This window comes from Paenibacillus sp. GM2FR (genome assembly GCF_002803325.1).
Taxonomy (GTDB): domain Bacteria; phylum Bacillota; class Bacilli; order Paenibacillales; family Paenibacillaceae; genus Paenibacillus_AQ; species Paenibacillus_AQ lautus.
The window spans coordinates 632019-654060 of sequence record NZ_MKZM01000009.1 but is presented as its reverse complement, the minus strand read 5'-3'; the positions used below and the strand labels follow the sequence as shown (position 1 = coordinate 654060).

Sequence of the window (22042 nt, the reverse complement as noted above, 5' to 3'; positions counted from 1 at the left end):
TGCTTCGATATATCCTACGCAAACACTCTGGCGACTCAGGATGCCTGTCGATTAATAAGCAACGGTAAAACGGGACTGAATAAACTGCGGATCATCCAGCTCATCAATCACAGCTACCGCGAAATCCTCAACCGAAATTCGGCTGCTTCCGCTCTCGTCGGTCACCAGTCGATCCATGCCGATCCGGAACTGTCCGGTACGTTTCCCTGGCTCGATGATGGCCGCCGGACTGACATACGTCCAATCCAGATCGCTTTCCTTGTACAGATCGTAAGCATCCGCATGCGCACGGGCAAGCGGCCTGATCTCCTCCGGAAATTCCGGGGTATCCATAAGCGGTACGCCGCTGTCGGCGATCAAGCTGCCAGCGCCGCCAACGATCAACAGACGGGTTACGCCGCCGCGTCTCGTTCCCTCCACAATCGTCCGTGCGGCTGCAACGAGTTCCTCTTCCCGGCCGAACTTTGGACCGAAAGCGCTTATGACGGCATCATGCCCTTGAATCGCCTCTTCTAATGATGAAGGATCCATGACATCCGCTTTGACTTTGTTTAAACGCTCATGCTCTGAATCCAATCGATCCGGATTTCGCAATACCGCCGTGACTTCGTGGCCCCGGCGCAGCGCTTCCTCCGTCATTCGTCTCCCGATCGTTCCGCTTGCTCCAATTAATGCTACCTTCATGTTCATCGCTCCTTCGCTTAAAAATTATACTACATCACCCCTGGTGATGAATGGCTCTTCTTGAATCTTAAGTAGTATTATAAACACCTGGTGCCGTCTATAGCCGTTCGGGCTGTCGCACCTCCTATTTACTTATCCCCATGCAGACCTCTTCAAACTCCACTCGTTCATTTTTCCTCAAAATAATAGATCTTTAGACCTATGTATCACTAAATTATTTTCACCGATAGAATACATAGATGCATTTTTACGAATATATATCTTGCATAATGACTTAATTCGCATTACTAAGGTTGTGTGTTTGCTGGAATTTGTCGTTTTTCTATGACGTAATCGAAATGTAAAGGAGATTATCCATACAATGAAAAAAAAATACGTCCGCTGGCTGGCCCTTTGTCTCGCAGGCAGTCTGCTGCTGCTAAGCAGCCTCTCCCTTCAGCCTGATGCGGCTACAGCCGAATCCCGCCAGAAGGCAACCTGGTTCTGGGATACGCCGCAGATTCAAGATTCGGCTGACGACATTCTTGATTTTGCCGCCAATCAAGGCGTCAATGTACTCTATCTGCAGATGAACCGCGATGTCCGGCCCGAATATTACCGCAGCTTTATCCGCCAAGCAGGCAAACAGGGGATTGAGGTTCATATCCTTGGCGGCGCGCCTAACTGGGCGCTGGAAACGGAGCGTCACCGATTGGAGACTTTCATTCAATGGACCGCTGAATATCAGGCTTCCGCTGCACCGAATGAGCGCTTCACCGGCATTCATGTCGATATCGAGCCGCATGTGCTGAGCGAGTGGAAAACAAACCAGGCCTCCTTGGTCAAGCAATGGCAAGCGAGCGTCCGCTATCTGGTCCATGAAGCGCACACACTGAATCTGCCCATCGGTTCCGACATGACATTCTGGCTGCACGGCTACCAGCTGCCGGACCAGTCGATGTCAATCAGCCGGTGGATGATCCAGCAGTTCGACCAGGTCGTCATTATGGCCTATCGCGATCAAGCAGATAACATTTATAACGTTGCTGCTGCCGAGCTTAAGGAAGCCGATGAACTTGGCAAGGAAGCTCTGATTGCCGTAGAGACCAAATCGAGCAATGAGGGAGCTTACATTACCTTTTTTGAGGAAGGCACGTCCTATATGGAAGAACAACTGTCCAAGGTATGTACTAAAGCAGAGAAGCACCCTTCGTTCTCCGGGTTTGCCATTCATGACTACAGATACTGGAAGGCACTGCATGACTCCGATCGGTAACATTGCGATCCTTACATTATGTCATTAAAAAAAGATGGCGTTTCAAGAGGGTGTTTCCTCTCTGGCGCCATCTTTTATGTTTTGATGAAGGAACTTATCCTCTCCATCGGGTAAACATCCTGATCCCTTTCAAACCGTCAACATGAGAAGCAGTACATAACCGACCGTCAATTTCGCGCGCTGAAGCGGCGCCTTTTTCACCTGCACTTCCATCCCCAGGCCCCTCCTTCGTTTCGCTGGCTTCTTCATATACTATATGCGGCTCGGCCTTTTTATGTTACCTCGAGGAAACATTGTTTACCAAGAGAAAAACCGATTTGTCATATAAACAGTAAAATACGATCAAGCTTCCTGCCTGGAAGTAGAACCCGGGCAACATGCAGCTCATTTACGATCAACATAGTGCTTTAAGACGTCTTGCAAATATTGTTCTGCTTCCATTACAAGCTGACGCTCCCCAGCGTTCCATTGCTCCCGATTGTTATCGACCGCTAAAAAGGCAGCAAGAATCCGTTCGTCGCCATGGGTCACACGTTGAACCATCTGCTGCCATTCTTGGGCTAAGGCCCTGGCTAAACGGGACTCGATGGGAACGTTTGAGGCCTTATAAGCTGCAGCTTGCAGCGATATTTTTCTGAACGTATTGTAAAAATCCAAGGCCGCCTGCTCAGAATTAAATACTTTTTGAAATAGCCGCGAGTCTTCCTCCGAAAATTCGTATTCTTTCCAAGCCGACATATCGACCTCATTCAACGAACGCATGAGATGGGCTAACAGCTCCCAGGGTATGTTGTACCCTTCTTTCATCATTTCTTTTGCCACATGCAATCCGTCAAGCTTGGCTTGGATGCTCTCTTTCTGTGAATAAAGGACCGATACCTGGTAATCTAGAATGTTCTCGATATCCTGCTCCTCGGTCCCCACGATCAGTTGTTCTTTGATCTTGCTTAAAGAGAAACCGATGGCTCTATAGAACATAATCTGTTCAAGTACATACAACTGTTTATCATAATATACTCTATGTCCCAGCTCATCTCGCTCCGCCTTAAGAATGCCTTCATTATCGTAATACTGAATGGTTCGTGGAGTTATACCCGACAATTGACTGATTTCTTTTACGGAATATTTTTTTCCCATGAGCCCATCCCTTCCTGTCCCTTACTCGACTTTCGCTAAAAAAGCTTCTATCGTTTCCAGTAACTCTTTAGGGTATTCCCCGTTAATTGCATGCGAGGCATCTTCAAATACGACCATCTCGCTATTAGGATCTTTCAGGGCATCCATCCCTGTTCGATACGACTTTTCAGCATGGTGCATCGTCGATTGCCCAGCTAAAATACCGAGCACCGGTATCGTCAGTTCAGCTAATTGTTCCGGCTGGATGGCTTCCGGCATGGGCAGCTTGCTCTTGAATGTCCGCATCCCGGTTTCGATTAATTTAGCGGTCGGGTCGCTGTCATCGACTTCAGCCCCGCCGGATATATAGCTGAGCATTTTCTCCCGGATCGGTTTGGGCACCATGGGCACCGTCGCCGGAATGGATGCCAGTATCATTTTCAATGGAATGGGGCCGAACACATAGACAGGGTCCAGCAATATGAGCGAGTGAATCTTCTCCGGATGCTTGAGCGCCAGATTCGCCGCACTCCACCCGCCAAACGACAGCCCTAATAGGTGGATCTCTGATTCCGGCAGTTGATCCAATACTTGCCCTAACCATGCTGCTTGGTCCGCAGCGGTTTCAATCCGTCTGATTTCCATGCTTAAACCCGGCTCTCCTATCAAATCAACGGTGTATACAGGCCGGTGTTCTAGAAAGCCGCTTAGATTGGCCTCCCACATAGGAGTAGCAGATCCTTTTCCGGGAAGCAGCAACAAGGGTGTTTCATGTGGTGTATCGCTCCCCTGGAACTTGTAGAGCTGCACCACGCCATAATCGGTATGAACCTGAATCGATTCAACCGGTTCTGGTAAGTGACTCATCGCCTCTTCATAAGCTGCCGCATATTCCTTCCGCCCATCCTCTGTAACAAAACCGCTTAACGACCCGTCATCTCTGAATAGAAAGCCTATTACCGTCAGTATAGCTAGCATCGCAATGAGAATGCTACCCAAGATCACCCATCCTTTTCTTCGTTTCACTTCAATCCCCTCCTAAGGCGACTATAAGATATGACGTAACGTTATACGCAACCCCCCATGCGCTCTATAGCTGTCTGTTACCGAATCGGCTTGAAATCCCTCCCTTGTTGTGCAATAGTGAAAGGTAGAATATAGAAGGAGGGATCCGCTTGTCCCTTACGGAATGGATGGTTGATATCTTTGGCTCACTGGACACGCTCGTGGCCGTGCTTCTTGCCACTGCGGTATTTTCGGGCCTGTACATATACAGTGCATCCCGGCTATTGGGTGCACGCAAGGATTCACTTGCTCGCATTCGTCAGTCCTTGACGATTTACACCAGACTGGCTGGGCCTCTGGGAACCCTTATCAATCGACCGACCCGAACGGCTGTCCCTGAGGATCTGCTGATCCGGCTTCTGCAGGAATGCAAATCCGCTGATCTGTTGACTCGGGAGCTCCACGAACAGATTGATACCTTTCTAAGCGATCGCGATGAATCCAGACTCACAACGCTTCACAAGCTGCTGGACCGCGAGATCCACAGACTTATGAAGGAGCGCGACGAACTGGTTGGGCGGCTCGAGAAACCCGGTTGGGGTATGGGATTGTGGCTGCTCTTGAAACCTGCCGTACCTGCCCTTTCACTGGGTGCCGCGATCCTATGGACGACGCTTCTTGTCCAAGAACTAAGGCAATCCTCTACCTGGACAAGCCCTGAAGTATGGTGTCTATGGCTCTCCAACATGATTGCCACGATCTCTTTCTACCGACTGTTGATGGATTCCAGAAGAAGAACGCATGGCGTTATCTATACCGTGCTGCATCTGCTGATTGTGGCTTCGGCCCTGTTTAATCTGATCTGGAACGAAGCCTCGCCTTACGTTTTGGCTACCCAATGCTTGTTGTATCTGGCGGGTTTCCGGGTGACGGCCACCCGCCAGCGGCGTGAGCGGCCCTATGCCGGTCACCCGGAGCTAATGGAGCAATTCCTTCATCCTACGGGAGACCACGATCCTCTAAGCGAAACAACAGGCACAGGCGAGCCGGAGATCGGCAACAGCCCTCTGCGGTCCAGATAAGATAGCAGCGACATGAATATTACGAGATACAGCCCGTGCCGACTTGAACGGCCGGGCTGTTTTTTTATCATCGCGATCCTTGTGCGGGAGGTCGTCATTATCCGATATTACGCTCTTAAATGCCGTATCCCTGTGTTTATACAAAAAAAAGAAAAGAACTCCCGCATGAATGCTGAAGCGCACTCCCTCAGTCTACATCGGTTCACACTCCAGGGTGTTTTTCCGAAGTCTACTGGATAAGGTGCACTTCAAGGCATCGACGGAAGTCTTATCTCGGTACTCGATAACCATATGGAATCATCTTGCATTCGTTCTTCGCTGTTGGCCGGATGCCCGGGGCGGTCCTGACGTCTTGACCGCTCCGGAGGCCGTATTCTCGAAACGCTTGCGCTCCGTTCGTTCCATCTGAACGATCTGACCCTCATGCACTACGATTTGCAGCGAACCGAATTCCATGTCGTTCAGCAGGCTTGCTATGCGTTCGAGCCACATTTCATCCACTTTTAATGGTTTAGCCATGGATACGCCTCCTCACCGGGCAAAGCCCAAATATATTCACTCCATCATCATAAGCCGAAGTGACATTCTAATGGTAAACGATCATTATTCATTCTTTTCCAACCTTTATAGTATGAATTAACATTAGCATGGGTTGGAAACGACTGTCAATGGGCATTTTTTCGCGTAAACCAATGTTTCAGAAGCAGTGTTACGACGGCTAATAACAGCAATAACGAGGCCACCGCAAACGATGCCGAAAACTGATATTCATTGTACAAAATTTCGACATGAAGGGGCAGCGTATTGGTCTCGCCGCGGATATGGCCGGATACGACGGACACCGCCCCAAACTCGCCCATGGCTCTGGCGTTGCACAGAATGATGCCGTACAATAGCCCCCACTTGATATTGGGCAGGGTGACCCTCCAGAAGATTTGCCAGCCCTTGGCGCCCAGTGTTACTGCCGCCTCCTCTTCCTTCGTCCCTTGGTCTTCCATCAGTGGAATCAATTCCTTGGCCACAAAGGGAAACGTGACAAATAACGTAGCCAGAACAATGCCGGGCACGGCAAAAATAATCTTGATATCATGGCTTTCAAGCCAAGGGCCAAACCATCCCTGCCGACCGAAGATCAGCACGAAGATTAAACCTCCGATGACCGGCGATACCGCGAACGGTAAATCCAGCAGCGTAATCAGCAGATTTTTGCCTTTGAAGCGGAACTTCGTTATGGTCCATGCCGCGATGACGCCGAATATCGAATTCAGCGGTACCGCAATGGCCGCCACCAGTAAAGTCAGCTGAAGCGCAGATAGAGCATCAGGATCGGATAAGGCTGCTAGATAGACGTCCCATCCCTTCTTAAGCGCTTCGGACATCACCGTAACCAGAGGCAGCACTATAAGCCACAGCAGCACAAGCCCAGCCAAACTAATGAATGTCCATTTCACCCACGGCTTCTCCGCTGCAGCCGGAGAGGACGGCGTGTTTCGTTTCGCTGCAGGGACGGCAGCGGGTACAGTTCCAGCCATGGTATCCCCTCCTTAACGCGCGGTTTTCCGCGTCCAATGTTGTAAAATATTGATGCCGAGCAGCAGTCCGAAAGAGATGAGCAGCAGGATCAGGGCAACCGCCGTCGCGCCGGCATAATCAAACTGCTCCAGCTTCGTCATGATCAGCAGCGGCGCAATCTCCGTCTTCATCGGCATATTCCCCGATATGAAGACGACGGAGCCGTATTCTCCGATCCCCCGGGCAAAAGCGAGCGCAAATCCGGTCAACAGCGGCGGAATCAGGGTCGGCAGAATGATGGTGCAAAACGTTCGCCATCGGCCTGCCCCTAGCGTGGCAGCCGCCTCTTCCGTATCCCGCTCCGCGTCCTCCAGAACCGGCTGTACCGTCCGCACGACGAACGGTATGCCGATGAACATGAGGGCCAGCGTGATGCCTAAGGGAGAGAATGCCGCCTTAATCCCCAGCGGCTCCAGCAGCGACCCGATCCAGCCATTAGCGGAATAAATCGCGGTTAAAGCCACCCCCGCCACGGCCGTTGGCAGCGCGAAGGGCAGATCGATCAGGGCATCCCACAACTTTTTCCCGGGGAAATCATACCGCACCAGCACCCAAGCCAGCAGCAGCCCCAGTATCGTATCCGCGAATGCGGCCAGCGCCGCTGTTGTCAGACTAACCCGGTAGGAGGCCAGCACCCTCGGATCGGTTGCAACCGACCAGAACTTCCCCCAGGTTAGTCCGGTTTGATTGAGAAGCAGCGCCGACAGCGGCACGATCACAACCAAACTCATATAAAGGACGGTCAGTCCCATGCCGATTCCAAATCCCGGGAGCACGCTGCGATGATTTCTGCGTTGCTTCTGTACGGGGAGTACTGCCATATCCTCTCATCCTTTCCTGCCTTCGGCGGTTCTGCCGATCAGCTGCCTGGCACGTAAATCTGATTAAAAATGCCGCCGTCGTTGAAATGCTTCGTTTGCGTCTCTTCCCATGTTCCAAACACATCCTTGAGCGTAAACAATTCGATAGCCGGGAACTTCTCCTTGTACTTGTCAGCCACGCTGGCAAGCGTCGGACGGTAGTAATTCTCCGCCGCAATCGTCTGCCCCTCTTCACTGTATAGATATAACAGATAGGCTTCCGCTACCTCGCGGGTCCCCCGCTTGTCGACGTTCTTATCCACGACGGCAACCGGCGGTTCCGCCAAAATGCTGACGGACGGGTTTACGATTTCAAATTTGTCAGGACCCAGCTCGTTAATCGAGAGATAAGCTTCATTCTCCCAAGCCAGCAGCACGTCCCCGATTCCACGTTCAACAAAAGTGGTTGTTGCGCCGCGTGCACCGCTGTCCAGCACCGGTACGTGAGTGAACAGCTCTTTCACGAACTCCTGTGCCTTCGCTTCATCATTATTGTTAACTTTAAGCGCGTAGCCCCATGCCGCCAAGTAGTTCCACCGTGCACCGCCGGAGGTCTGAGGATTCGGCGTGATAACCTCCACGCCCTCCTTGATCAGGTCCGGCCAATCCTTGATGCCTTTCGGGTTGCCTTTACGAACGAGGAAAACGATCGTTGAGGTGTAAGGCGCACTGTTATGCTCAAACTTGCTCTCCCAACCTTCATGGATCAATCCCGCCTGGCGGATCGCATCGATATCGTATCCGAGGGCCAGTGTCACCACATCTGCCTCCAAACCGTCGATAACCGAACGGCTTTGCTTGCCTGAACCCCCGTGCGATTGCTTAAACGTTACCTTCTGGCCTTCTTCCTTTTCCCAATGTGCCGCGAATGCTTTGTTGTACTGGTCATATAACTCCCGGGTCGGATCGTAAGAAACATTGAGAAGTTCCACGCTCGGCTTGCTTGAGCCCGAAGCAGGCGCTTCTCCATTGGCGGTTGCGACTGTCTCTGTTTTCTCTGTCCCGCAAGCCGTAAGCGCCGCCGTCAGCATCACGGTTAATCCGATGAGAACCCCTTGCTTCAACACCTTTTTCATATGGATCACTCCCCCTAGATTCTCTACTAAACAGGCCGTATGGCAAAAAAAGACGGAGGAAAGCTCATCAGAACAGAGTCAAGCCGGTTTGCTGCCGTGCCTGCTCTTGATCCTTGAGCGTTCCTCCGTCGATACGGTGAGAACAAAATATTATAATTCCTACCTGTTTAGTATGTTATGTTGCTATTGTAATAAGCCCATCTCCTCCTGTCAAACCTTTTTTTCAAATAATTACAAGTTTGGGACCACTCGGTCCATAGAACCATTTTTGGTACGGCGAACGCAGTCACAGCGCGGTTTACCATTTACTGTGGGTTGTATGAACCCGCTTCCATCCTTATAATTCAACTCCAAAGGAGATGATCACCATAAGAAAGCCCGCATGGAAAATAATTTCTGCACTTTTCCTGAGTATTCTTCTGTTCATGCCTGCATTCGCCCATACAACGGAGGCAGCTCCGCTGTTAAAGCCGGGCAGTGAAAACGGGGATGTCTGGGAGCTTCAATACCGCCTGAAAACGCTGGACTTCTACACGCAGCAGCTGGATGGCAAATATGGCGCAAACACAAAAACAGCCGTTATCCGTTTCCAAAAAGAATACGGTGTGCCAGCCGATGGAGTTACCGGCGCGCAAACCTGGAGACAGCTGAAAAAATATACGTTAAATCAATCCGAAATGGACGTCATGGCCAGAGTCATTTACAGCGAAGCCCGCGGTGAGCCTTACAAAGGACAAGTTGCCGTCGGTGCTGTTGTCATGAACCGCATTCAATCCAGCGAATTTCCGAATGATATTCGGGGCGTCGTTTTTCAAAAAGGGGCCTTTACTGCCGTAGATGATGGACAATACTGGCTGACCCCGAACCGGGCGGCCTATGTTGCCGCATTGGATGCCGTTCGCGGCTGGGATCCGACTTATGAATCTCTTTATTATTTCAATCCCAAAACAGCGACCAGCCAATGGATCTGGTCCAGACCGCAAGTGCTGCAGATTGGCAATCATATCTTTGCGCATTAATTATTCATCGAATGAATCTTTAAACCAATGAATTCCTATGACCTTGCTAACCCGCTTCCTCGCTATAGCGGAGGTTGAACACCGTGTTCCTTGTCCATTGCTACGGGCGGGGGACGCTTAACAAAAAGAAGCAGCTCGAGTCCCATTTCAGGGTCTTCGAGCTGCTTCTGCTTTATATACGTTTAACGTTGATTAGCCTTTGCCTTCTCTACGGGACAGATGCATACCGGGCGCGTGACTTCTAGTGTATAACCCGTAGAGACCAGGTTGCCCGTGTCCGGATCGATCCGATAACTTGCGATCAAACCATTGTCCTGATTCGCCGTCAGCAGGAAGCCGTCCGGCATGATATTGAAATGGCGCGGCGTTTTACCGCCGGAAGACACCCAGTTGACTGCGCGGAGCGTACCGGTCTCCTGATCGATCACATATTGAACGATGCTGTCATGTCCCCGGTTGGAAGCGTACAGATAACGGCCGCAAGGAGATACCAGCAGATGGGAGGATGTGTTGTTATCCATCACGACGTCCTCCGGCAGCGTCGATATATGCTGCAATATTTTCAAATCCCCAAATGTTCCATCGTTTGCGTAAGCCGTTACCGTGCTGTTCAGCTCGTTGGTGCCATACACCCACTTGCCTGATGGATGAAAGGCCACATGCCTCGGGCCCGAGCCTGGCGGCAGACTGATCTCGCGGTGGGTCACCAGCTTGCCTTCCTCCAGCCGATACAGGTTGACATCATCCATGCCCAGGTCACTGACCACGATATACTTGTTGACAGGGTCTTCAAATATCGAATGCGGATGCGCTTCCGATTGACGGTCATCGCGAAGACCGCGTCCGCTGTGCTTAATCTTGGAGGTCAGTTCTCCAACCCGGCCATCTTGTTCTAATGCCAGCACCGATATATGTCCATCGCTGTACCCTGTCGTAAGCAGATACTTCCCGTCCGATGTACGGGATACATGACATGCACCGGACGAGCCGGTAGACTGAACATTCAACAGCGTTAATTCACCGGTTACCAGATTGGCTGAATACGCCGACACATCGCTTTCGCCCTTCTCGCTGGCTGCATACAATACGGAGATCGAATCATCGAAATCCAAATAGGTAGGGTTTTCTATACCAGCCGTACCGCCTAAAAGACGCAGCTCGCCCGTACCCCGATCCATCGTCCCCCAATGAATTCGATTTTCTTCCTCCGAACCATAGGTTCCTATGTAAAATATCAGTTCCTGATCTGCTGTCATGTGATCCACTCCTTTGTCTAATGAATGCTCCGGTGACCCGGCCTGATTCTTATTATGTATTACCCATCAGGGCTTCGTGCTTACCGCTTTTTTTCAATTCGATCCGGCAAGCCGTCACCCGTGTTGCCCTGCCAATTATTACTCACTAAGAAATCTATTGCTAGCATTGGTTTTATCATGTACGATTACCACAATTACCTCTCTATTCTATCATTCGTTGAAGGAGTTGACAGCCAATTGAAGAAAAAAATCAGCCTAATCACGTTTGCTTTCCTGCTCCTGTTTGCAAGTGCGGCGCAAGCCGCCCCGGCAAAGAATCAAGGGAATATCCGAGTCTACCTCGATAACCAGGAAATCAAATTTCAGGCAGCGCCTATTATGAAAAATGGGGTTACCTTCGTGCAATTCCGCCCTCTGTTCCAGGCATTGGATTATAAAGTCAATTGGAACAGCGGAAGTAAACAGGTGACGGGTACATACCTCGATCAGAAGCTGCAGATGACTATCGGACAGAAGACCGCTTATGTCAATGGCGCAAAAACCGCGCTTCAGATTGCCCCATTCACCGAGGGCGGCAACACACTGGTTCCCCTTCGTTTCGTAGCTGAAGCCACCGGACTGCCCGTGAAGTGGGATTCCAAGGCACGTACCATCAAGATCGACCGCGAGGGTGCAGTCGATAAAGCCACCGACGAGGTGAAGAAGCTTTACCATACGATTGAAGAAGCTGGAAGTGCCAAGAAACTGGATGCTGTCATGAGTGCCTTCCATCCGAAATCTCCTTTTTTTGCGGAAATCCAAGAACATTATCAGAACCAATTCAAGAACGATCAGCAGGTATCCGCTGACATATGGGAAGTAACGGTAGCCGGAACGTCGATCCATGCCTACACCAGCGTGACCCTCGACCGCACCGGTGGACCTTTTGCTTGGGATGTTACACTACATTACGAGAATCTCCTGAAGAAGGATGCTTCGGGAGCATGGAAAATCTATGATCTGGGCCATTACGAGACGGAATATCTGGTCGGAGATGAACTGCTCGAAGCTCGACCGGAAGTACCGGAAGCGGAACAAAAAGCCATAGTGGCAACCCTTGACACCCAGTCCAAGGGCTTCAACGAGGAGAATGGCCCGCTGCTCATGTCGGTTATTCATCCGGAATCGGACTTCCACAAATTGTTCCAAACCAGCATTGCGGAAGGCATCTTCGATGAGGTGAATTTCAACCTCAAGTCAGAGGAGCTCCGGACAGTCTTTTTCCAAGGGGAAGACGCCGTCGTCTATGCTGAAGAAAGCGATGATGCAGACGGTGAAATCATCCATTCGACCTCCCTGTATTGGCTCAAGAAAGCCGAAGGCAAATGGCTGATCTATGATGTGCTGGAGCTTGAATAGGTCATTGGCACAATGAGTGTCTATAACGATGAACCGTGAATCCCTGGCCAGGGATTCACGGTTTCTTTTTTTGCATGGTTCATTATGAAATCTTCTTCCCTCTTGGTCTACTTCACCATAGCAGACATATATCATAGTAGTAATCCATAAGGAGGGGTTTTATGGGTGTCAAATTAATTAAGATCGCCGCTGTTTACTTCGTGCTCGGGATCTTACTCGGCATGTACATGTCGATATCCCACAGCTACGATTACACCTCAGTTCATGCACACGTCAACCTTCTGGGCTGGGCATCCCTGGCTCTAGCAGGTGTTATTTATGTTCAGTTCCCCGCAGCCGGGGAATCCACCGCAGGCAAAGTGCATTTCTGGCTGCACAATATCGGACTGCCTGTCATGATGATTGGTCTCGCACTGCTGGTAAGCGGCATGGAATCGGTAGAGCCGGTCATTGCCGTTGGAGGCGTTCTGGTAACGCTGGGCATTCTGGCTTTCCTCTATAATGTGCTAACCTATGTTAAAAGCACGCGGTAGACGTTAACATTGACTCATATGCTCCAGCCTTAAAGAATCGCCCTTAACAGGCGGTTCTTTTTTCAGGTTTCTTGCACCTCTTTCATCGGATGATGGGTCATAGTTACCGACTATTGGGTATTAGTAGATACCTTTCTCTTCGAAGGAGGCATCATAGATATGGAAACGAACTCAGCAATTGAAGTCCAATTTCACTGCCGTCAGTGTCAAGCGGATATCGGGGTTACGTTCAAATCAGAACAGTTCACCACCGTACTCTGCCCGCAGTGCGATTACAGCTATTCACTCATGAGACCAACCATTGGTGAAGAGATCCTGCTGGATTGGGAGAAAGAAGCCGTATTCCAAAAAATCCGTGCGGACCAAACCGAGCATGACAAAATGGAGCTCATGCTCCTCGTCATTAAGGTCGTCGAGCTGCTGACCTGGCGGGATGAGGGGAATGGACATATCCGCGCCATCGAAACGCTTCGTGAGTGGCTGATGCTCAACGGGGTGCCCAAAGCTCTAATTGAGCTCCTGGATGCCAAGGGACCCGAAGGCAGCTCCCCTACCGAACATAAGGGATAGCGTAATCAAGCCCATGATTCAAGATATCATAAATGAAAAAAAGGAGCCGCCTCCGGCCATCATGGTCGGGGGCGATTCCTTTTTTGCGCCCTTAATTCGGGAGCATAACTTTAAGAAGGAATGCTCCTTCGTTATACATATGTTAGAACTTTATTGATTAACCATACGTATTATCACTAAAGAAAGGAGCCGATTAACGCATGTTCATCAACTTCATATCTACAGCATTCATAGGTATCGCATTCATCGCGATTGGTCTATACGCCATCCGAAATCCGCATTCTTGGTGGTTCAGAAGAACGAGGGATGATATTGAACTCAGCGATTTGAGAATATGGTATCTAAAATTCGCCGGCAAAATAACCATCGCAATCGGCGTTGTGGTTATCCTGATGAGCCTTCAGCATCTCTAACTTTATTGAATCGGCACCTCGAATGCCTGCTCCATGACACCAGGGTAGCTGCTTAACGTAAACGTAAGCGGCTGCGGGTAATCCCCGGGTTTAAGGTGGATATACTGCGTGATGAGGCTTTCCTCGGTATCCGATGAAGAACGGGACGAGGAACTGAGCCCGCCCGCATCCTCATTAATTTTATGCTTTTTCCCCTCCCCGTCCACGAATTCCGGCTCAATCGATACGCTGCCCATATGCCGGTCAGCCTGCTCTTCGTATTCAAATGTCAGCGTATGCCCCGTGTACTCTCCGAACCGAAGGTCGCCGTCCGGTGAATAGATGATCTCCTTCTTATCCGTATCCACCACCAGTTTCATCTTGGAGGGATCCACGGCCTGGAAACCGCTCGCTTTCAGCGTGATGGATTCCGGCTTCTCCAAAATATTGCTGTCGAAGAAGTAGGTCATCTCTCCACCGCCTGCACCGGGCAAAAACGCGGAATCACTGTTCAATCTGACCTTTTCTCCGTTAACCACGGCTTCCAAATACACATCCCATAAACCGGATACCTTCATCGTATTGCTGGAAGGGATGTTAGCTTTCAAGACGATTCCGGCAGGAGACAACACGGCTTCTTTCAAATAGAACCTCTGGCTCTCAATCTGCAGCATTTTGTTGAGCGGAATCGTGCTAATATACTTCCGGACTGTCTCCATATCAACGGATACGTTAAGATCGAGCACCTGCTCGTTCTCTGTAGAGGATTCATAAGCCGTATTCGTTGAATAGGGGGCAATCTTAAAAGATAACGTCAGCTCTTCAGGTATAGGATGATTCTCGCCCATATGAATGTACGATCGGGAATGGAACAGCTTGCCGGCGCCGGGCTTAATATCGGTTCCACCCGACGACCCAATACTGTAAGGCAGCGGTTCGCTGGATCCCCGGCGCTTCATCTCCACTCTCTTTAAGTCTGCGGGATTCTCCGCATGGTTTTGGACCGTATAGAACACCTCCATCTGCTGGGAGCCTACAAGTATCCCGTTCACCGTTACCGTATAATCCCCCTTGGTTACCGATTGATTCACCGGTTGAATCATGCCGTATTTGTTGGCTGTATTCAGCGTAATATCTTCTCCGAAATCAAATCCGGTCAATGGCGGATACGGCCCTTGAGCCGCCATTTGCTTTTTGGGATTCACCAGCTCTCCGCTCCCGCCCCATACTACAAACAGCAGCGCAGCCGCTACGGTTACAACCACGGCAGAGACGGTGGCTATTCGTGCCCGGCTCCGCTGCGTGCGCCGACCTCTTCGCATCCCGCTTCGAACCGCCGCATCCAATGCTTCATCGGATACAACCGCTGCGCTGATCTCCGTATCTTTATTCATCTCGTTCAGCATTCGCTCTTCCTTCTCAAACATGGAATATGGCACCTCCTGGCTCGATTTTTTGCCGAAGCAGCTTTAATCCTTGATGCAGACGGGTTTTGACCGTCCCTTCCGGAACCTCGAGAATATTGGCGATATCGATGATCGTCATGTCCTGATAGTATTTCAAAATCAGCACATGGCGGTATTTGGGTTTCATGCGGCTGAGCGCACGCTCCAGATCCAGCTTGCTGTCACTGACCATCTCGGCAGCCGTCTCCTGGCTGCGAATTTCTTCAACCGGAACCATGCGTTTTTTCCGTTTCTGCTCATCCACGCAGCAGTTAATCAGGATCCGAATAAGCCAAGGAACAAAGGCCTCCGGATGCTTCAGCTTCCGGCACTTCATCCACGCCCGGCATACCGTCTCCTGCAATACCTCCAGTGCGTCACTCTCGTTATGCAAATAACTATATGCAATTCCGTATAGGCGCCTCCGGTGCTCCGTAACGAGTGCATAGAACGCTTCCTCGTCCCCGCTGCAGGCAGCCGCCGCAAGCTCTTTATTATCCATTATCCGATTACCCTTCCCCTTATCCGACCTGTCTCGCTTATTTACATCACTGTATATAAGACTGCGAAGCGATTCAAACGGTTTTTTTATTTTTCGCACAAAAAAAGCCCGCCCGGTTAGGCAGACTTGTAACGTATTTCTCGATTAACTTCGTTTTCTGCGTCCTTTAAAGAAGTAATGGTATCCCAGATAGCCGATGCCGCATAACAGTAGCATAAGAGCAGAAATCCAGATGACAGGAAGCAGATATGGCGTGTGCTGACTGGCTACATACAACAGTACTGCGGAGAAGGCATACATCACCATCAGAAGTACGATGCGTTTGAAAATATCCATGTCGTCCGCCCCTCACCCTTCATCTCAATAATCTACATTTTTTTCCGTATATCTATCTTTATGGTAACGTAAAATGATGAAAATTGCACTCAAAATTTGGTAAATATATAAAAATTTTAGTGGTTAGAAGATCCATTTCATGAAAATGTTAAAATTCGGGCTTGATAAAACTAATATTATTAGTTATTATACTAACATCATTAGTTTTAAGTGAGAGGGGAATGTTATTATGTTAAAAACGACGATTGAGCACGTAACTCAAATTTCTTTTCTTCCTCGTCTTTTCCCGGTAAATGTCTATCTTGTAGAAGAAAGCGACGGGGTTACGCTGATTGATACAGGCATGTCATTTTCCCAGCAGGGAATCCTTCAAGCGGCAGCCGCTATAGGCAAACCCATCACCCGAATCGTGCTGACCCATGCCCACGGCGACCATGTCGGAGCGCTCGACGGGTTAAAGAAAGAGCTTCCGAATGCTTCGGTCTACATCTCGCGGCGAGATGCGCTGCTGCTTAAGGGAAATGCCGAGCTCCAGCCTGGAGAACTGCAAACTCCGATTCGCGGAGATATTCCCAAGAACATAACCACCGTTCCGGATGTGCTTCTGGGTGACGGGGATTCCATTGGTTCGCTCAAGGCCATCGCCACTCCCGGGCACACGCCGGGGCATATGGCATTTCTCGATGAGCGCAGCGGTATTCTGATTGCCGGCGATGCTTGGCAAACACGGGGCGGATTAGCCGTATCCGGTGTGCTCAAGCCCTGGTTTCCCTTCCCTGCCATGGCGACCTGGAGCAAGGAGCTCGCCTTGGAAAGCGCCAAAACACTAACCGCACGGAAGCCCTCCGTTCTGGCTGTCGGCCATGGACGGATGCTAGAGAATCCGGTGGGTGCCATGCAGCAGGCCGTTGCCCATGCGGAATCTACGATCAGGAGGAATGCAAAATGAGTCCGAGACCCGGAATCGACCGGCTTCAACTGCTTCAAACCGCTGCCGAACTAGCGGATCAGGATGGACTTCATACCGTGACTTTGGCCGCACTTGCAGGTAAGCTTGGCGTTCGGTCGCCTTCCCTGTATAACCATGTAGACGGCCTGCCCGGTCTGCATGCTGCCCTGATGCTGTATGGCCTCCAGACATTGCATGATCGGCTGCTGAAGGCTGTCGCCGGCCGGTCAGGCGAGGATGCCCTGCGTTATGTATGCCTTACCTATGTCGACTTTGCCCGATCTCACCCCGGATTGTACGAAGCCGCATTGCAGCCTCTCCGTCCGGAACAGGAGGAGGCGCAGCAAGTAGGCAATCAGATTGTCGAGCTTCTGCTTCAAATTTTAGCTCCGTACCAGTTCAGCGAGGCGGATGCATTGCATGCCGTACGGACCTTTCGCAGCCTATGCCACGGCTTCTCATCCCTGGAACGTGCAGGCCAATTCGCCATGGATTTGAATGTAGATGAAAGTCTGGATTTCATGATCCGCAGTTTCGTCGCTGGGCTCCAGCTTCAAGACAGACGGCGTTAAAAAGCGCCTTACCTCCCGCACCTGCCTGATTTTGCCTGGCATCAGAATGTGCTATAATCAAAAGGCAGCACATTTCATGTCACTTTATTTATGGAAAGAGGTTCTGAATTGTGGTTAATTTCGATTCCCCAATTCTTCAAATAGGCTCTACGATTGCGATGCTGGTTATGGCACTGACCGTTATTTTCATTCGAATGAAAGCGAGTCACCGCCCCGTCACCGTCAAGAAGATCATCATCCCTCCGCTAGCGATGAGCACCGGGTTTCTGATGTTCGTTGAGCCGCAGGTACGCATCCCGATATGGTGGGCGGGAATTGCCTTTCTGGTAGGCTGGTTCATCTTCTCCTATCCACTGATTCGCAGCACCAAATTCGAGAAGGTCGATGGCCAGATCTTCATGCAGAAATCGAAAAGCTTTGTTTACATTCTGCTCGGCCTGCTGACTGTCCGGCTCCTGCTCCACGGTTACATTGAGCAGCATATTTCCATCCCGCAGACCGCGGCGTTGTTCTTCATGCTGGCTTACGGCATGATTGTCCACTGGCGCATCTCGATGTATCGCCAGTATCAGCAATTTACGACACCAGGAGCGGCTATATAGCGGACATGTTCCATCGTTAACTAGTCATGAAACTTAATAAGCGCAAAAAAAGAGTGCCGATGTTCACGCAAACCGGACGGTTGTACCCGTCCCGGTCGCGAAACTCCCTTAGGAGGAGTTTCACGAAGCGCGTGAATTCGACACTCTTTTATTATATATATCCAAAGACTAACTTTGCTCTTCGCTTACCTTCACCAGCTGTTTCCCGAGATTCTCCCCGGAGAAGAGCCCCAGAAATGCCTCAATGGTCTTCTCGAAACCGTCGACGATATGTTCGGCGTACTGAATGTTACCATCCCTCAGCCATTCGGCCAGTTCATGCAATGCCTCATTGTACCGATTGGCGTAGTCGCCGACCAGGAAGCCCTTCATCAGTGCCGTATTGGTCAGCAGCAGGCTCTGAATTCTCGGACCCGTATCGGGTTTTTCCAGGTTATAGAGTGCGATCTGGCCGCAAATCGGGATCCGTGCATTTTTGTTGATAAGACGCAGCACCGCATCGGAAACCTCACCGCCGACATTATCGAAATAGACGTCCACCCCATTCGGGCAAGCTTCCGCTAAAGCCGAGGCCAGATCTTCGGTCTGGTAATTGATCGCTGCATCAAACCCCAGCTTTTCCGTCAGGTACTTGGTTTTCTCGTCAGAACCGGCAATACCGATCACGCGAGTCCCTTTGATCTTGGCAATCTGTCCGACAATCATGCCAACAGCACCTGCGGCACCCGATATCACCACCGTCTCGCCTTCCTTCGGCTGACCGATATCCAGCAGTCCGAAATAGGCAGTCAAACCGGTCATTCCCAGTACGCCCAGGGCGGTCGATACAGGCGCCAGATCCGGGTTGACCTTACGCAGCGTGCCGGTCCGCACGGCGGCAAAGCGCTGCCAGCCCCATGTTCCTGCAACAAAATCGCCTTCCCGATAGGTCGGATCCGTCGATTCCATCACCTGCCCTACTGCGCCTCCAGCGATAACCTCTCCTACCTCGTAAGGTTTCGCATAACTCTTGGCATCGCTCATTCTGCCCCGCATATACGGATCCACCGACAAGTATACGGTCCGTACCAAGACTTCTCCAGCTTGCGGAACGGGCAAAGGCTGCTCCTCAAATGTAAAATCCGACTCATCCGGCATGCCTTGCGGCCTTTTGGTTAGTATAATTTGTTCGTTCACAGACATCTGAGTACCCTCCTTTTAGTAAAACCGTCATCTTTATCTTTACCCATTTTGTCCGTTTACAAATTTCCTAGCCCGAACGCCAGACCCGTTAACGACCCGTATCCTTCACTTTTGGATGCCATTTTCAATTCCGAGAAGTTCCACTCAAAGTCCAAGTGCTTCCGCCATGGGTTGAATACCTGAGGGGATTGGTTCATTCAGGATTTTACCCTGCCTGCTATCCTAACCTTTATCTGCTCTTTACGAGCAAATTAACGGCATCCTGCACAAGCTTCTCCGTATCCTCACCATTCGCTTCGGCCTTCCGTACACAATCCACCAGGTTGGAGCTGACGACAACGCCAATCGTCCGGTCGATTGCCGTACGCGAAGCGGATAATTGCGTGATGACCTCCCTGCAGTCCTTGTTCTCCTCCATCATTTTTAGGATGCCGCGAAGCTGTCCTTCAATCCGCTTGATTCGGTTTTTCATCTGATCGTCGTATTGCATGTGACTGTCCTCCTATACTACGTATCTGCACTGTCAGGCTTGTCCTTGTCCCTATATTATACAACAAACACCCGCGCTTTCCTTACGACCTGCCCCGCCCGGCAGAATCCCGCTTGAAAATCCGCACCCTGCTGCCTCGTTGCCGCACAGGATCAGCGACTTCGATATAGGACTTGTATACGCTAAGAGCCCATGGTATATTTTTAAATAACGAATGAAATCATAGTCACCCAGATCCAAACCTCATAATTTAAAGGCAATGTTATCTTACAAAGGTACAACCTCGGCTATTCATAGTCCTGGCTGTGCCTTTTTTTAATTTACCTACTTAAGGAGGAATTATCGATGTTCTTGGAAGCCATCTATCACCGTCCGCGCAAAAACTGGTCCTATGCTTATAACGGCACGACCATCCACCTCAGAATCCGCACTAAAAAAGACGACCTTACCGAAGTGTACGCTCTTGCAGGGGACAAGTACCTGTGGGATCAAACGATGGAATATATTCCGATGACCAAGCTGTCCTCGGATGAAATGTTCGATTATTGGGAGTGCGAGGCAACCCCTCCCTACCGCCGCTTGAAATACGGCTTCCTGCTCCAACAGGGCGACGAGAAACGCTGGATGACCGAATATGATTTCCTGACGGAGCCGCCGGCCAATCCGGACCGCCTGTTCGAATACCCGTTCATCAATCCGGATGACGTGTTCCACCCGCCGGCATGGGTCAAAGACGCGATCTTCTATCAAATCTTCCCGGAACGCTTCGCGAATGGGGACACAAGCAATGACCCGGAAGGCGCCTTGCCTTGGGGCAGTGCCGAACCGACGCCGAAGAACTTCTTCGGCGGTGACCTTCAGGGGGTTATCGACCATCTCGATCATCTAAGCGAGCTGGGCATTAACGCGATCTATTTTACGCCGCTGTTCACGGCAACGACGAACCATAAATACGATACCGAAGACTATATGGAAATCGATCCGCAGTTCGGCGACAAGGACACGCTGAAGAAACTGGTCGATCTGTGCCACGCGCGCGGAATCCGCGTCCTGCTGGATGCGGTCTTCAATCATTCCGGCAGAACGTTTGCGCCGTTTGTTGACGTGCAGAAGAACGGCATGAACTCCAAATATAAGGATTGGTTCTACGTTCGCTCCCTGCCGCTGGAAGTGGTGGATGGCATTCCGACTTACGATACCTTTGCATTCGAGCCGCTGATGCCAAAGCTGAACACGGAGAATCCGGAAGTCCGGACTTATCTGCTCAAGGCCGCCGAGTACTGGATCAAGGAAACGGGCATTGACGGCTGGCGTCTGGATGTAGCCAACGAGGTGGGGCACAGCTTCTGGCGCGAATTCCGCCAAGTCGTGAAAAAAGCCAACCCGGATGCTTATATCCTTGGCGAAGTGTGGCATGAATCCTCCATCTGGCTGGAAGGCGACCAGTTTGACGCCGTCATGAACTACCCGTTCACAAATGCCGTACTGGATTTCTTCATCAACCGTACCGCCGATGCCGAGAAATTCTCTTTCATGCTCGGCAAGCAGCTTGCCGGTTACCCAAGACAAGCCAGCGAAGTCATGTTTAATCTGCTGGACAGCCATGACACCGCAAGATTGTTAACGCAGGCGAACGGAGACAAACGCCTGATGAAACTCGCGTCGATGTTCCAGTTCACGTACTTCGGCACGCCTTGCATCTATTACGGCGACGAAATCGGCATGGACGGCGGACACGATCCGGGCTGCCGCAAATGCATGGAATGGGATGAGTCCAAGCATGACAAGGACCTGTTCCATTTCTACCAAACGCTCATTAAGCTCCGCAAAGAGCATTCCGCTCTTCGCACGGGAACCTTCAAATTTTTGAAGGCCGAGAAGAACGGCGGCAAAATCGCTTACCTGCGCGAGGACGACAATGAAACGATCCTCATTGCCGTCAACAATGACAAGGCGGGCAACACGATGACCCTCCCTGTGCTGGACAGCCAGTGGACGAACTTGTGGAACGGCGAAAGCCTTAGCGCGAAGCACGGCCAGCTGACCGTGAAGCTGCCTGCATACGGCTTTGCGATCTTGAAAGCCGGGCAATAAACATCAAACTCCCTTTGAATGCCATATGGCCCGTGTATGCGGGCCGGCAGTC

General features: G+C 50.8%; 25 protein-coding genes. 11 read left to right on the top strand and 14 right to left on the bottom strand.

The features are described from left to right. Window positions 1-51: 51 nt before the first annotated feature. Window positions 52-684: an NAD(P)-dependent oxidoreductase gene (locus PAEVO_RS23950; RefSeq protein WP_100540019.1), complete on the bottom strand. Its 633-nt coding sequence runs from the start codon at window positions 682-684 to the stop codon at window positions 52-54. Between the two features lie 361 nt (window positions 685-1045). On the opposite strand from PAEVO_RS23950, the gene PAEVO_RS23945 reads away from it, so the two are divergent. Further along, the gene (locus PAEVO_RS23945; RefSeq protein WP_100540018.1) at window positions 1046-1939 is read left to right on the top strand and encodes a hypothetical protein; all 894 of its coding nucleotides are present in this window, start codon (window positions 1046-1048) and stop codon (window positions 1937-1939) included. A 384-nt stretch (window positions 1940-2323) separates the two neighbouring features. On the opposite strand, the gene PAEVO_RS23940 is transcribed toward PAEVO_RS23945, so the two are convergent. Both PAEVO_RS23940 and PAEVO_RS23935 read right to left on the bottom strand, forming a co-directional pair. Next, window positions 2324-3076 carry a MerR family transcriptional regulator gene (locus PAEVO_RS23940; protein WP_100540017.1) on the bottom strand — a complete coding sequence of 251 codons (753 nt, stop codon included), beginning with the start codon at window positions 3074-3076 and terminating at the stop codon, window positions 2324-2326. A gap of 21 nt (window positions 3077-3097) precedes the next feature. Next, window positions 3098-4081: an alpha/beta fold hydrolase gene (locus tag PAEVO_RS23935; RefSeq protein ID WP_100540016.1), complete on the bottom strand. Its 984-nt coding sequence runs from the start codon at window positions 4079-4081 to the stop codon at window positions 3098-3100. A 149-nt stretch (window positions 4082-4230) separates the two neighbouring features. On the opposite strand from PAEVO_RS23935, the gene PAEVO_RS23930 reads away from it, so the two are divergent. Further along, window positions 4231-5142: a hypothetical protein gene (locus PAEVO_RS23930; RefSeq protein WP_100540015.1), complete on the top strand. Its 912-nt coding sequence runs from the start codon at window positions 4231-4233 to the stop codon at window positions 5140-5142. Window positions 5143-5439: 297 nt separating this feature from the next. Here PAEVO_RS23930 and PAEVO_RS23925 read toward each other — a convergent pair whose 3' ends face one another. From PAEVO_RS23925 to PAEVO_RS23910, 4 genes are all read right to left on the bottom strand, one after another. Continuing rightward, window positions 5440-5661, bottom strand: a complete 222-nt coding sequence (locus tag PAEVO_RS23925; RefSeq protein ID WP_100540014.1) for a YezD family protein — start codon at window positions 5659-5661, stop codon at window positions 5440-5442. Between the two features lie 146 nt (window positions 5662-5807). Then, window positions 5808-6674, bottom strand: coding sequence for a sulfate ABC transporter permease subunit CysW (gene cysW / locus PAEVO_RS23920; RefSeq protein ID WP_100540013.1), 867 nt, complete (start codon window positions 6672-6674; stop codon window positions 5808-5810). A gap of 12 nt (window positions 6675-6686) precedes the next feature. Next, entirely contained in the window at window positions 6687-7535 is an 849-nt protein-coding gene (gene cysT / locus PAEVO_RS23915) for a sulfate ABC transporter permease subunit CysT (protein ID WP_100540012.1), read from the bottom strand. A 38-nt stretch (window positions 7536-7573) separates the two neighbouring features. After that, the gene (locus tag PAEVO_RS23910; protein WP_100540011.1) at window positions 7574-8650 is read right to left on the bottom strand and encodes a sulfate ABC transporter substrate-binding protein; all 1077 of its coding nucleotides are present in this window, start codon (window positions 8648-8650) and stop codon (window positions 7574-7576) included. Window positions 8651-9009: 359 nt separating this feature from the next. Here PAEVO_RS23910 and sleB point away from each other — a divergent pair, with 359 nt between their 5' ends. Then, entirely contained in the window at window positions 9010-9669 is a 660-nt protein-coding gene (sleB, locus tag PAEVO_RS23905; RefSeq protein WP_100540010.1) for a spore cortex-lytic enzyme, read from the top strand. Between the two features lie 182 nt (window positions 9670-9851). Here the strand turns inward: sleB and PAEVO_RS23900 are convergent, their stop codons facing one another. After that, window positions 9852-10925 carry a lactonase family protein gene (locus tag PAEVO_RS23900; RefSeq protein ID WP_100540009.1) on the bottom strand — a complete coding sequence of 358 codons (1074 nt, stop codon included), beginning with the start codon at window positions 10923-10925 and terminating at the stop codon, window positions 9852-9854. Between the two features lie 237 nt (window positions 10926-11162). On the opposite strand from PAEVO_RS23900, the gene PAEVO_RS23895 reads away from it, so the two are divergent. From PAEVO_RS23895 to PAEVO_RS23880, 4 genes are all read left to right on the top strand, one after another. After that, on the top strand, window positions 11163-12323 hold the full coding sequence (locus tag PAEVO_RS23895) for a copper amine oxidase N-terminal domain-containing protein (RefSeq protein WP_100540008.1): 1161 nt from the start codon (window positions 11163-11165) through the stop codon (window positions 12321-12323). A gap of 161 nt (window positions 12324-12484) precedes the next feature. Further along, entirely contained in the window at window positions 12485-12856 is a 372-nt protein-coding gene (locus tag PAEVO_RS23890) for a cytochrome-c oxidase (protein ID WP_100540007.1), read from the top strand. Window positions 12857-13015: 159 nt separating this feature from the next. Further along, window positions 13016-13426, top strand: coding sequence for a hypothetical protein (locus tag PAEVO_RS23885; RefSeq protein ID WP_100540006.1), 411 nt, complete (start codon window positions 13016-13018; stop codon window positions 13424-13426). Between the two features lie 200 nt (window positions 13427-13626). Then, a complete protein-coding gene (locus PAEVO_RS23880; protein WP_100540005.1) occupies window positions 13627-13839 on the top strand; it encodes a DUF6199 family natural product biosynthesis protein in 213 nt (70 codons plus the stop codon). Between the two features lie 2 nt (window positions 13840-13841). Here the strand turns inward: PAEVO_RS23880 and PAEVO_RS23875 are convergent, their stop codons facing one another. The 3 genes from PAEVO_RS23875 to PAEVO_RS23865 all read right to left on the bottom strand — a co-directional run bounded on the left by PAEVO_RS23875 (window position 13842) and on the right by PAEVO_RS23865 (window position 16101). Further along, window positions 13842-15245, bottom strand: coding sequence for a DUF4179 domain-containing protein (locus PAEVO_RS23875; RefSeq protein ID WP_100540004.1), 1404 nt, complete (start codon window positions 15243-15245; stop codon window positions 13842-13844). Further along, complete coding sequence (locus PAEVO_RS23870) at window positions 15238-15765, bottom strand: sigma-70 family RNA polymerase sigma factor (RefSeq protein WP_207797521.1); 528 nt, start codon at window positions 15763-15765, stop codon at window positions 15238-15240. The genes PAEVO_RS23875 and PAEVO_RS23870 overlap by 8 nt, the downstream gene beginning before the upstream one ends. Before the next feature lie 144 nt (window positions 15766-15909). Then, the gene (locus PAEVO_RS23865) at window positions 15910-16101 is read right to left on the bottom strand and encodes a hypothetical protein (protein WP_071222164.1); all 192 of its coding nucleotides are present in this window, start codon (window positions 16099-16101) and stop codon (window positions 15910-15912) included. Window positions 16102-16330: 229 nt separating this feature from the next. Between PAEVO_RS23865 and PAEVO_RS23860 the strand changes: the two genes are divergently transcribed. The 3 genes from PAEVO_RS23860 to PAEVO_RS23850 all read left to right on the top strand — a co-directional run bounded on the left by PAEVO_RS23860 (window position 16331) and on the right by PAEVO_RS23850 (window position 18224). Continuing rightward, complete coding sequence (locus PAEVO_RS23860; protein WP_100540003.1) at window positions 16331-17050, top strand: MBL fold metallo-hydrolase; 720 nt, start codon at window positions 16331-16333, stop codon at window positions 17048-17050. Beyond that, window positions 17047-17622, top strand: a complete 576-nt coding sequence (locus tag PAEVO_RS23855; RefSeq protein ID WP_100540002.1) for a TetR/AcrR family transcriptional regulator — start codon at window positions 17047-17049, stop codon at window positions 17620-17622. The genes PAEVO_RS23860 and PAEVO_RS23855 overlap by 4 nt, the downstream gene beginning before the upstream one ends. Before the next feature lie 110 nt (window positions 17623-17732). Next, on the top strand, window positions 17733-18224 hold the full coding sequence (locus tag PAEVO_RS23850) for a cytochrome c biogenesis protein CcdC (protein ID WP_100540001.1): 492 nt from the start codon (window positions 17733-17735) through the stop codon (window positions 18222-18224). A gap of 168 nt (window positions 18225-18392) precedes the next feature. Here PAEVO_RS23850 and PAEVO_RS23845 read toward each other — a convergent pair whose 3' ends face one another. The 3 genes from PAEVO_RS23845 to PAEVO_RS23840 are packed head-to-tail and all read right to left on the bottom strand — an operon-like array spanning window position 18393 to window position 19896. Further along, the gene (locus tag PAEVO_RS23845) at window positions 18393-19406 is read right to left on the bottom strand and encodes an NADP-dependent oxidoreductase (RefSeq protein WP_100540000.1); all 1014 of its coding nucleotides are present in this window, start codon (window positions 19404-19406) and stop codon (window positions 18393-18395) included. Window positions 19407-19462: 56 nt separating this feature from the next. Next, window positions 19463-19603 carry a hypothetical protein gene (locus PAEVO_RS33955; protein WP_165789743.1) on the bottom strand — a complete coding sequence of 47 codons (141 nt, stop codon included), beginning with the start codon at window positions 19601-19603 and terminating at the stop codon, window positions 19463-19465. A 32-nt stretch (window positions 19604-19635) separates the two neighbouring features. Then, window positions 19636-19896, bottom strand: a complete 261-nt coding sequence (locus PAEVO_RS23840) for a metal-sensitive transcriptional regulator (protein ID WP_012818820.1) — start codon at window positions 19894-19896, stop codon at window positions 19636-19638. A gap of 345 nt (window positions 19897-20241) precedes the next feature. On the opposite strand from PAEVO_RS23840, the gene PAEVO_RS23835 reads away from it, so the two are divergent. Beyond that, on the top strand, window positions 20242-21990 hold the full coding sequence (locus PAEVO_RS23835; RefSeq protein ID WP_100539999.1) for an alpha-glycosidase: 1749 nt from the start codon (window positions 20242-20244) through the stop codon (window positions 21988-21990). The last annotated feature ends 52 nt before the right edge of the window (window positions 21991-22042 follow it).

What these genes read in the sequence shown, in the direction of transcription:
- sleB (WP_100540010.1), top strand. Translation starts at nt 9,010, where the DNA reads ATGATCACCATAAGAAAGCCCGCATGGAAAATAATTTCTGCACTTTTC.
- PAEVO_RS23865 (WP_071222164.1), bottom strand. Translation starts at nt 16,101, where the DNA reads ATGGATATTTTCAAACGCATCGTACTTCTGATGGTGATGTATGCCTTC.
- PAEVO_RS23885 (WP_100540006.1), top strand. Translation starts at nt 13,016, where the DNA reads ATGGAAACGAACTCAGCAATTGAAGTCCAATTTCACTGCCGTCAGTGT.
- PAEVO_RS23925 (WP_100540014.1), bottom strand. Translation starts at nt 5,661, where the DNA reads ATGGCTAAACCATTAAAAGTGGATGAAATGTGGCTCGAACGCATAGCA.
- PAEVO_RS23890 (WP_100540007.1), top strand. Translation starts at nt 12,485, where the DNA reads ATGGGTGTCAAATTAATTAAGATCGCCGCTGTTTACTTCGTGCTCGGG.
- PAEVO_RS23950 (WP_100540019.1), bottom strand. Translation starts at nt 684, where the DNA reads ATGAAGGTAGCATTAATTGGAGCAAGCGGAACGATCGGGAGACGAATG.
- PAEVO_RS23840 (WP_012818820.1), bottom strand. Translation starts at nt 19,896, where the DNA reads ATGCAATACGACGATCAGATGAAAAACCGAATCAAGCGGATTGAAGGA.
- PAEVO_RS23940 (WP_100540017.1), bottom strand. Translation starts at nt 3,076, where the DNA reads ATGGGAAAAAAATATTCCGTAAAAGAAATCAGTCAATTGTCGGGTATA.
- PAEVO_RS23860 (WP_100540003.1), top strand. Translation starts at nt 16,331, where the DNA reads ATGTTAAAAACGACGATTGAGCACGTAACTCAAATTTCTTTTCTTCCT.
- cysT (WP_100540012.1), bottom strand. Translation starts at nt 7,535, where the DNA reads ATGGCAGTACTCCCCGTACAGAAGCAACGCAGAAATCATCGCAGCGTG.
- PAEVO_RS23880 (WP_100540005.1), top strand. Translation starts at nt 13,627, where the DNA reads ATGTTCATCAACTTCATATCTACAGCATTCATAGGTATCGCATTCATC.
- PAEVO_RS23845 (WP_100540000.1), bottom strand. Translation starts at nt 19,406, where the DNA reads ATGTCTGTGAACGAACAAATTATACTAACCAAAAGGCCGCAAGGCATG.
- PAEVO_RS23875 (WP_100540004.1), bottom strand. Translation starts at nt 15,245, where the DNA reads ATGTTTGAGAAGGAAGAGCGAATGCTGAACGAGATGAATAAAGATACG.
- PAEVO_RS23855 (WP_100540002.1), top strand. Translation starts at nt 17,047, where the DNA reads ATGAGTCCGAGACCCGGAATCGACCGGCTTCAACTGCTTCAAACCGCT.
- PAEVO_RS23835 (WP_100539999.1), top strand. Translation starts at nt 20,242, where the DNA reads ATGTTCTTGGAAGCCATCTATCACCGTCCGCGCAAAAACTGGTCCTAT.
- cysW (WP_100540013.1), bottom strand. Translation starts at nt 6,674, where the DNA reads ATGGCTGGAACTGTACCCGCTGCCGTCCCTGCAGCGAAACGAAACACG.
- PAEVO_RS23945 (WP_100540018.1), top strand. Translation starts at nt 1,046, where the DNA reads ATGAAAAAAAAATACGTCCGCTGGCTGGCCCTTTGTCTCGCAGGCAGT.
- PAEVO_RS23900 (WP_100540009.1), bottom strand. Translation starts at nt 10,925, where the DNA reads ATGACAGCAGATCAGGAACTGATATTTTACATAGGAACCTATGGTTCG.
- PAEVO_RS23870 (WP_207797521.1), bottom strand. Translation starts at nt 15,765, where the DNA reads ATGGATAATAAAGAGCTTGCGGCGGCTGCCTGCAGCGGGGACGAGGAA.
- PAEVO_RS23910 (WP_100540011.1), bottom strand. Translation starts at nt 8,650, where the DNA reads ATGAAAAAGGTGTTGAAGCAAGGGGTTCTCATCGGATTAACCGTGATG.
- PAEVO_RS33955 (WP_165789743.1), bottom strand. Translation starts at nt 19,603, where the DNA reads ATGAACCAATCCCCTCAGGTATTCAACCCATGGCGGAAGCACTTGGAC.